Raw genomic sequence first — 8,576 nt, 5'->3', positions numbered from 1 at the left:
CGCCTTGCGACAGAACAAACACCGTATCGCGCATGATGAGCGGCGGTTCTGCCGGGTTGAGAATGATCAGCGCCTTGCCGCGTTCAGCACCACCCAGCTCGCGGATCGCCTTCGACGTGGTTTCGGTAAATTCATCGATATTGGCGCGGGTGCCGGGGCCAGCGGAACGCGACGAGATCGAAGCGACGATTTCGCCATAGACCACGCGGTCGGTCGCGCGCTTGACGGCATAGACCATCGGGATCGTCGCCTGACCGCCGCATGTGACCATGTTGACGTTGGGCTCGTCGATATTGGCATCGCCATTGATGGCGGGAATGGTGAAGGGGCCGATGGCGGCAGGCGTAAGATCAATGACCTTCTTGCCGTCCTTCTGCAACAGCGCGTCATTGTGCAGATGCGCCTTGGCCGAGGTTGCATCGAACACGATATCGATATCGCGATATTCCGGCATGCGCATCAAACCGTCGATGCCTTCATGGGTGACCGGCACGCCGAGCCGTGCGGCGCGCGCCAGACCATCCGAATTCGGATCAATGCCGACCATTGCGCCCATCTCGATATTCTTCGACGTGCGCATCACCTTGATCATCAAATCCGTGCCAATATTGCCGGAACCAATGATCGCGCATTTCTTCTTGGACATAGCGGGTCCTTTCTGATCTTCCAGCCGGTTACTGCACACCTTGCTTAAAGTTCAACAGCAGCCAGTTCCTGCAAACTATAGCTTGGCTCAACGGCAACGGTATTGCGCAGAGGATGGCCAAACCCTTCAGCCATGATCTCGAAAACATCGCCTAGTTGGGTGTGAATTTTATCGGCAAATGACAGCGTGGCTGTGCCGAACATATGGACATGAACATCGCCCGGCTGTCGGAAAATCCCGTATTTGAAATGGTGATATTCGAGATTAGCAATCGTGTGGGACATGTTCGCCTCACCAGACAAAAACGGCTTTTCCCATAAAACTCTGCCGTCACGCAAAATGCGACTAGTGCCCCGAATATCCACAGGCGCAGCACCAATCCGGATTTCCGGTCCCAAGGATGCAGGACGCAGCTTGGAATGGGCAAGCCAGAGATAATTGCCCCGCTCCGTCACATGATCGGAGAACTCATTGGCCACGGCAAACCCCAAGCGCATCGGGCGACCGTCATCTGCGATAACGTAAACTCCCGCTATCTCCGGCTCTTCTCCGAAATCCTGAGCGAATGCCGGCGAAACCAATGCCGCGCCCGGTGCGGCTAGCGTGTGGCCGTTGCCTTTGTAAAACCACTCTGGTTGCACGCCTGATTCACCTGCCAACGGTTTGCCGCCTTCAAGGCCCATACGGAACATCTTCATGGAATCCGTCAGTTCGGCTTCTTCTGTCATGACCTTGGCATGCATGCTGTCACGGGTCGCAGCCGATCCCAAATGGGTGAGCCCCGTGCCGGTCAAATGCAAATGTGCCGGATCGAAATGAGTAATCGGCGGCAGGTAGAGGCCATCGACGGCCAGTCTCTCGGGTTCAACCTGCGCTCCGAACCCCTGCCCCTTGATCTGATCGACGAGGCCCCTGCCACTTCGGGCCGCAGCAGGGGCCAGCTCGCGCACACCCGCCGCGCCAAGGACTTCGCGCGCTGGTTCTCCGTCCTCCCGTGCAAGAACGCGGATCGTTCCGTTCTCTTCTTGAATTTGAGATATCAGCATTTCCAAACTACCTTTTGCTGGAGCGTTACATGCTCAGGATCAGCTTGCCGAAATTGTCGGCTGCTTCCAGCATGCGATGTGCTTCCATTGCGTCACTGAAGGGTAAAACCGCATGGATGGTCGGCGCGATTGCGCCCGATTCGAGAACCGGCAACCAGCATTGGCGGAAACGCTCGACAACTTCGGCTTTCTCGTCTGCCGAATGCGGCCGCAGGGTAAAACCACGTAGCTGCAGCATCTTGGTCAGAATGGCGGGCACATCAGCCCCAGCCTTTCCGTCGCTGAGCAGTCCTACGAATGTCATGCGTCCTCGCCCGCGTAAAAGCGCAATATGACGCGCCAGATATGCGGGGCCGACGAAGTCTTCGATCACATCGATGCCATCAGGGTAGATCTCGCGGGTTGCCTCGGCAAAATCGACCTCGCGATAATTCAGAACATTTGTTACGCCCCAATCGCGCAGGCGACGGGCCTTGTCCTCACGCCCCACCGTTGTAATGATTTCTGCCTTTGCATGTTGCGCCATGCGGATCGCAGTACTGCCGACGGCGCTACCGCCCGCGTGAATCAGTACTCGCTCACCTGCCTTAAGGTGCGACAATTCGAATAAGGTCTCATGGGCCGTACAGAATGTTTCAATGACCGCAGCTGCCTGCACATCATCCCAGTCTGAGGGAACTACAACGACATGCCGCCAGTGGGCGACAGCATATTCTGCATAACCACCGCCGGAAAGAAGCGCTGCAACCCGCTTGCCGCGTATATGATTTGGTACGTCGCCGCCCGTTTCGACAACCTCACCACCACATTCAACACCCAGCACGGGATTTGCGCCCGCAGGTAGTGGATAGACACCTGCTCGCTGCATAGCATCAAGCCGATTGACCCCAATAGCGCCAACACGGATCAGCACCTCATTCGCAGTCGGCATTGGGCGCTCCACTTGCATAAAACGCAGCGCTTCCGGCCCACCCGGTTCCGGAGCATGACAGATTTTCATCATAGACACCGATCAGTTTCCTCCAGTTTGCTCGGCAGGCTTGTGCATCTCTGCATGAAACCATTGTTCCTGAATGAAGCGATACTCCCCTTCATATCCACGCCTGACACGAGCAAAGCCGGGAAAGTGGATATGCATTCCGCCAACAAGAAGGTCTTCATCGACGCAGCGCTGCAGAATCCTGCGACGCGACAAAGCAGCGGCAGGCGTATCGGTGTCGAAAATCATCCCAACATCAGGATCGGCAAGCTGCACCTCGGGCACATGAACAGTGTCGCCCCAAATGATCATTGCTTCACTGCGGGAGCGCAGAATGTAGCAGCTGTGTCCCGGCGTATGTCCAACGGATGGAACAGCTGCGATCCCAGGCAGAACTTCGCACTCAGTATTGAAAATGTGCACGCTATCAGCGAGATAAGGCGTTATCTGAATGCGTCCAGCATCAAAGTAAACGCGCTTCTGGCGCTCCGTAGCGCGAGCTTTTGCCTCGTCATCGAACCAATGCTGAACTTCCGCCTCATGAACATGAACAACCGCTCGCGGAAAGAGTTTAGCGCCGGTTTCCGGATTGGTGAGACCATTGGAATGATCTGGATGGATATGGGTCAAAAGCACGTCAGTGACCGCTTCTGGCGCGATATCCAGCCGTGCGAGAAGTTCGGGCAATCGCCCGCAAGTTGGCCCCATGATGTCGCCCGAACCGCAGTCGATAAGGATAACCCGGCTTTCATGCTGGACAAGAAACGCGTTGATCGAGACAACTGGAGGTGCAATCCGTGTCTCGGCGGTCAGAAACTGTTCCAGCCGTGCAGCATCGCCATCACGGAAAATATCGAAAGTGTCGTAGGCGACGTAGCCGTCGCAAAGCGTTGTGACCAGCATATCGCCTAGCGGGCGATGATAAATAGCTGGTATCTGTTCGAAGCCGCTCATATCTGCCTGCCTTTCCCGACGAGTGCCGGTTGCGGCGTTTCAATGAGGTCGTAAAGCTCCGCAAGCCGGCGGCGCAGTTCGGCGCGTGACAGTTTGCCGATTGCATTGCGCGGCAACTCATCCATGGCGACAAAAAGCCTTGGCCGTTTGTAAGAGGTCATGCTGGCCAGCGCGGGGGCAAGACGCACCTGCCAATCCGATGGTGGACATTCGGCAACCAAAGTGACTATTTCACCCCAATATTCCGACGGAAAGCCAAGCGCGATTATTTCGGTTTCGGGAAGTGCGGCGGCCAGCGCTCGCTCTACCTCATCGGGGGCTACTTTGTAGCCGCCGGTTTTCATCATGTCGGACTGGCGTGCCACGAGAAAAAGACGGCCCGTCTGGTCAATCCTTCCTAGATCACCGGTATCGTGAAACTCCCCAGGCGCAAGCATCTTCAGGCCGTTGACTGTGATGTAGCCCCGAAACATATGTGGGCTATGCAGGAAAATATGCCCCGGCTCGCCGTCTCGAAGTACGCGACCTTCATCGTCGCGAATTTCAATCCGCACGCCCGTTGCCGCCCAGCCGACGCACAGCCCCTCATGGGTGCTGGCGTTTCCGGCATAGGCTTCGGCGGTCTCGGGAGGTGAAAGCACGGTGATGGGATTGAACATCTCGCTTTTCCCGTAGGTGACGCGGATGATCTCACCAAATTGCTCAACAGCCTTGTGATACAGCATCGGGGACAGAGGCGCCGTTCCTGTCAGTATCGTATGCAATTGCGGCTTGGCGCTGTCGGTCTGTTGCAACGCCTCGGTCAACTTGGCGAGCACTGTCGGCGGTGCAAACATTTCAGTGATCGAACCTGACGCCAGAAGCGGCAGAACGGCGGCTGTATCCACACCATGCATCAGATGCACGCTCGCGCCTTCGGCAAGATAAGCGAAGGTCAGCAGTGAACTCCCATGCGAAAAGGGCGTCATCAAGAGGATACGGTTTTGCGCGCCCGGACGAGTGGGAAGAACCGAACGCAAGAGAAGCCCCGCCGTCCAGCGTCCGAGATGCGTGTGGATAGCACCCTTAGCGGGCCCCGTGGTGCCACTTGTGAAAACGATGCGACTCGGCGTTTCCGGCTCCACATCCGGCCAACCTTCCGCCGTCAGCGGGCGCGGTGCGCATTTGCGCACATCCTCCACCGCAACGGACGGCGTCAGCGACATCGTTGTCGCTCGGTCGAGAAGCACAATCCGAGTACCCGTGCAGGAGAGCGCGTGATCGAACTCTTTCTGGCTGAGTACGGGATTAATCGGGACCTCTGTCGCTCCAGTTAGCGCAACGGCATAGCTTGCCGCCGCTGCCAGCATCGAATTTTGAAAAACCGTTGCGATAAAATCGTCGGGACCAAAGCCAAGCGCAATCAGACGATCGGCAATGCCCGCCGCGCGGTCAACGATCTCAGCGATTGTATGGCTACCCTCAGCATCAATGATGCCGACACGCTGACCATAGCGTCCACGCATGGTCGCAAGTTCATTTCCCCAATGCATTTGGTCCTCCCGTACTCACAGTACTTCTTCGGGAAAATGTTCAGGCCCGAGCGGGTCCTCATTGTTCGCCGCCAAGGCCCGAGACCATTTTTCCAACCACCAACCATAGGGTTCAGGCCAACTGGAAAAATCGCGTTCCACTCCCATCTCCCAGGCCACGTGGCGCACCCAAAAAGGGTTGAACAGCATCTGACGGCCGATACAGATCAAATCGGCCTTGCCCTCGCGGAGAATGGTTTCGGCATATTGACCCGTGCGGATCATACCGACAGCGGCGGTTGGTATTCCTGCTTCGCGACGCAGTCTTTCAGACAGTGCTACCTGATAGCCCGGCCCCCGCGACAGGTTCGAGTTGGTCGCGCCAGCACGCATATTGCCGCCGGAGGAACAGTCGATGAGATCGACGCCCGCAGCCTTCAGCGCTCGGGACAGCACGACACTTTCGTCTTCGGTCCAGCCGCCGTCGATCCAGTCCGTCACCGAAAGCCTTGCAAAAAGCGGCATCGAATCCGGCATAATAGAGCGAAGCCGATCAACCACCATGAGGGGCAGGCGCATTCGGTTTTCAAGATTACCGCCAAAACGGTCGGTGCGCTGATTGGCCAATGGCGAAAGAAAGCTCTGAAGCAGATAGCCATGCGCCAAATGTAGTTCGAGCAAATCAAACCCTGCGAGAATAGCCCGACGTGCACCCGCTGCGTAGGCATCAACGATACCACCAATCTGCTGTTCGCTCATTTCGACAGGCGTTAGCCAGTTTTCCGATAATGGAATAGGTGAAGCTCCCATCGGATAAAGCTGAATATCCCCCGCAGCCAGATTGCGCTCCGAAATCGGACCGTTACCTTCGTGCGCGCGCTGTTGCCCGCCCTTGCGCCCGCCATGACTGATCTGGATTGCAGTTTTCGCGCCATAGCGTTTCATCTCGGAGACCAATCGCGCCATTGGCTCGATATGGCTGTCGGACCAAAGACCGGGATCGCCGTTGCTCACACGACCGGCGCGGGTCACGAAAGTCTGCTCCATGATGACAAGACCCGCGCCTCCCATGGCCATGCGTTCATAATGCGCGAACTGAAAGGGCGTCAGGCACCCGTCTTCCGCCGAATAAGTACCCATGGGCGAAACGACGATGCGATTTTTCAGAGCCACGCCGCGCACATGGTAGGGATGGAATAGAAGTGGTCCTTTTGTCATCTGGTATTCAGATCCTATCGGTTACCGGTCAGTGCGAGCGTGTCACGCAAAACGTCGGCAATCGCAATATTCGCCCCGTCATCAAGCGCCGCGAAGAGTTTCGCGGCGTGATCACGCGCAACTCTTCGCGGCGCTCCAAGCTTGGTCAACCTGCGCTCGAACACATCCAGAGAACGTTCCTGTGTTTGATAGATCAGATTGCGTGGCATTTCCTGAGAATGCGCTTCGCGTTCACTGCCATCCTTCATGGTCACCGTCAGCAGCGAATCCCACGCGCCGTTAACCGCGTCGGGGATAACAGTCGTCTTGGCGATCAGATCGAGGACCAGCGGATCGTTGCGCAGCTCATTGCCCATGTCATAGGTGATGTCACCTTGCGACAGCATAGTCGCCACTGCAAAAGCGGTGCTTGCCTGCGTCTGAACCAACCGTTCGTAAGGACCCTTAAAGTTGGTGCCTGGATAGGCCGTGAATGGCTCCCAGAGCGTCACCTTGATGTCAGCAATCTCGCGCGGATCGATTTTGTCCAAGTAGAGCTTCTGCGCCGCCATGGCTGCTGCCATATTGTCCCCGAGTGTGGCGTAGGGCTTCGCTTGTATTGAGTTCATGATCGCCGGATCGGGTGGCAGAGACCACACTTCCGGGGTGGCATCCATACCGGCCACTGTGGCCAGAAAACCTTTCGGACCATCAAGAGCCTGCGGCGCGCCCGTGACGCCTGCCTCGGCAAGACAGGCTGCAATCAGCCCGCCCTGTGCTGCGCGGCCATTCTGTACACGCCATTCATCGGCACCAGCACGAACCGGTTCTAACGTGCCTGCGGTGGTGGATGCAGCGATCGAAACAGCGGAGCCTGCTTGTGTCGCATTTAGTCCGAGAAGAGCAGCACTACCGGCAGCAGCAGCGATAGTGCCGAAGGTTGGGCTGGTGCGAAATCCGCGTGCAATCAATTTTCGCGCGACGACTTCATCACGCCCGAGCCAGTTGATCACACTATAACCAGCGACCAGCGCCCGGAGCACATCTTCAAGCGTCGAGCCCTTGCGCTCACCAAGCGCGACAACAGCAGGCGGCACAAGCGAGCCGGGATGTGTCCAGGATTCATGATCCGTGTCATCCTGAAAATGCGCATGAACCGCGACGCCATTGGCGAAGGCAGCTTCACTTGCCGAAAAACGTGCGCCGGATATCCAAGCGGTCGCGGAGTTGGGGGCACCCTCACCCAGCGGATATGACAAAGCAACCGCAGCCCGCGCAGTGGGTTCTGTGCGCGCCGAAAGTGCCAAACCCAATGCATCGAGCAGGCAGATCAAAGCCTTTTCTCGAACGGAACGTTCCAGTATCAATGTGGAATAACTGGCAAGGTAGTCGCCAAGAATCTGGCTTGCGATTTTCATAGTGTCCTTCTCCCAAAAGACGAATTTTTTATCGCGGTGGGCCCTACCGCCTATCCGCGGCTGTAAAGCCAGGCACGGCTGGTTCCCATACCGGCCTTGCGCAGGCGCACGAGGCTCAAGGCATGGCTCCATGCCGCAGCGAAAACATCCAGCACTGTCGCTTTGTCGATCTGTTTGAGGCCTTCGCGTGCCAGAAGTTCCGCCATCACGCCCTCGGCTGGAACAATAACTTCCGCCCCCCGCGCAATTAGCTCCCGCGCAGTTGCCGTAAAAGTTTCAATTAATTGAGCGGGCTCGTCGCGCGCTGCAATAAGCTCATATTCGTCCATGCCGGGCGATAGCGCCGTGATCTCCAGGACCCGTGTTTCCAAATGGTGTTTGGCCACCGAGAGCTTGGTCATGTAGGCAACATTCGGAGCGTTCGAAATCAGACCAATTTGTCCACCAAGCGAACAACCGGTCAGCAGCGCAGCTTCCGTCAGCGAGACAACCGGAATATCGACAGCCGTACGCATCTCTCGCAGATATGGTTCGCTGAATGACCCCATGATGAAGGCGTCATAGCCCTGCTTCTCCGCCTCGACAGCCTGCTCTACGATAGGTGCAAGCACACGATGATAGAGATAGGCGTTGCCAAGAGCATCGCTTGGGCTCTGGTCGCCGTAAGTACCCTCCGGTAAGCCTTGAACATGCACTTCAGCCTCGCCATCCAGCAAATTGCTGGCATGGGCTTCTATACCGCGCTTGTAGGCGTCAATTCGGCTCAACTCATTGACCGATTGGTGCCAGAATTTCATTGCCATGCTTTTTCCTCCCTAAGTTCTC

The 8,576-nt window shown here is 56.9% G+C and carries 8 protein-coding genes; all 8 read right to left on the bottom strand.

The genetic code is table 11. The features are described 5' to 3' along the window. Positions 1-646: acetaldehyde dehydrogenase (acetylating) (locus JAU75_RS09750; RefSeq protein WP_199056298.1), on the bottom strand; the 646-nt coding region annotated here is incomplete at its 3' end. Between the two features lie 44 nt (positions 647-690). Further along, entirely contained in the window at positions 691-1,692 is a 1,002-nt protein-coding gene (gene araD1, locus JAU75_RS09745) for an AraD1 family protein (protein ID WP_199056297.1), read from the bottom strand. Between the two features lie 25 nt (positions 1,693-1,717). Next, on the bottom strand, positions 1,718-2,692 hold the full coding sequence (locus JAU75_RS09740) for an NAD(P)H-quinone oxidoreductase (protein ID WP_371836147.1): 975 nt from the start codon (positions 2,690-2,692) through the stop codon (positions 1,718-1,720). Between the two features lie 12 nt (positions 2,693-2,704). Next, complete coding sequence (locus JAU75_RS09735; RefSeq protein WP_199056295.1) at positions 2,705-3,625, bottom strand: MBL fold metallo-hydrolase; 921 nt, start codon at positions 3,623-3,625, stop codon at positions 2,705-2,707. Next, complete coding sequence (locus JAU75_RS09730) at positions 3,622-5,157, bottom strand: class I adenylate-forming enzyme family protein (RefSeq protein WP_199056294.1); 1,536 nt, start codon at positions 5,155-5,157, stop codon at positions 3,622-3,624. Before JAU75_RS09730 ends, JAU75_RS09735 begins: the two co-directional genes overlap by 4 nt. A gap of 15 nt (positions 5,158-5,172) precedes the next feature. Further along, entirely contained in the window at positions 5,173-6,354 is a 1,182-nt protein-coding gene (locus JAU75_RS09725) for an NADH:flavin oxidoreductase/NADH oxidase (protein WP_199056293.1), read from the bottom strand. A 14-nt stretch (positions 6,355-6,368) separates the two neighbouring features. Next, the gene (locus JAU75_RS09720; protein WP_199056292.1) at positions 6,369-7,751 is read right to left on the bottom strand and encodes an MmgE/PrpD family protein; all 1,383 of its coding nucleotides are present in this window, start codon (positions 7,749-7,751) and stop codon (positions 6,369-6,371) included. A 50-nt stretch (positions 7,752-7,801) separates the two neighbouring features. Beyond that, positions 7,802-8,554, bottom strand: a complete 753-nt coding sequence (locus JAU75_RS09715) for an aspartate/glutamate racemase family protein (RefSeq protein WP_199056291.1) — start codon at positions 8,552-8,554, stop codon at positions 7,802-7,804. Between the last annotated feature and the right edge of the window lie 22 nt (positions 8,555-8,576).

This window comes from Ochrobactrum sp. Q0168 (assembly GCF_016427605.1).
In the GTDB taxonomy this organism is placed as follows: Bacteria; Pseudomonadota; Alphaproteobacteria; order Rhizobiales; family Rhizobiaceae; genus Brucella.
The sequence above is the reverse complement of the archived record's forward strand: the minus strand, read 5'-3'. Positions and strand labels throughout refer to the sequence as shown.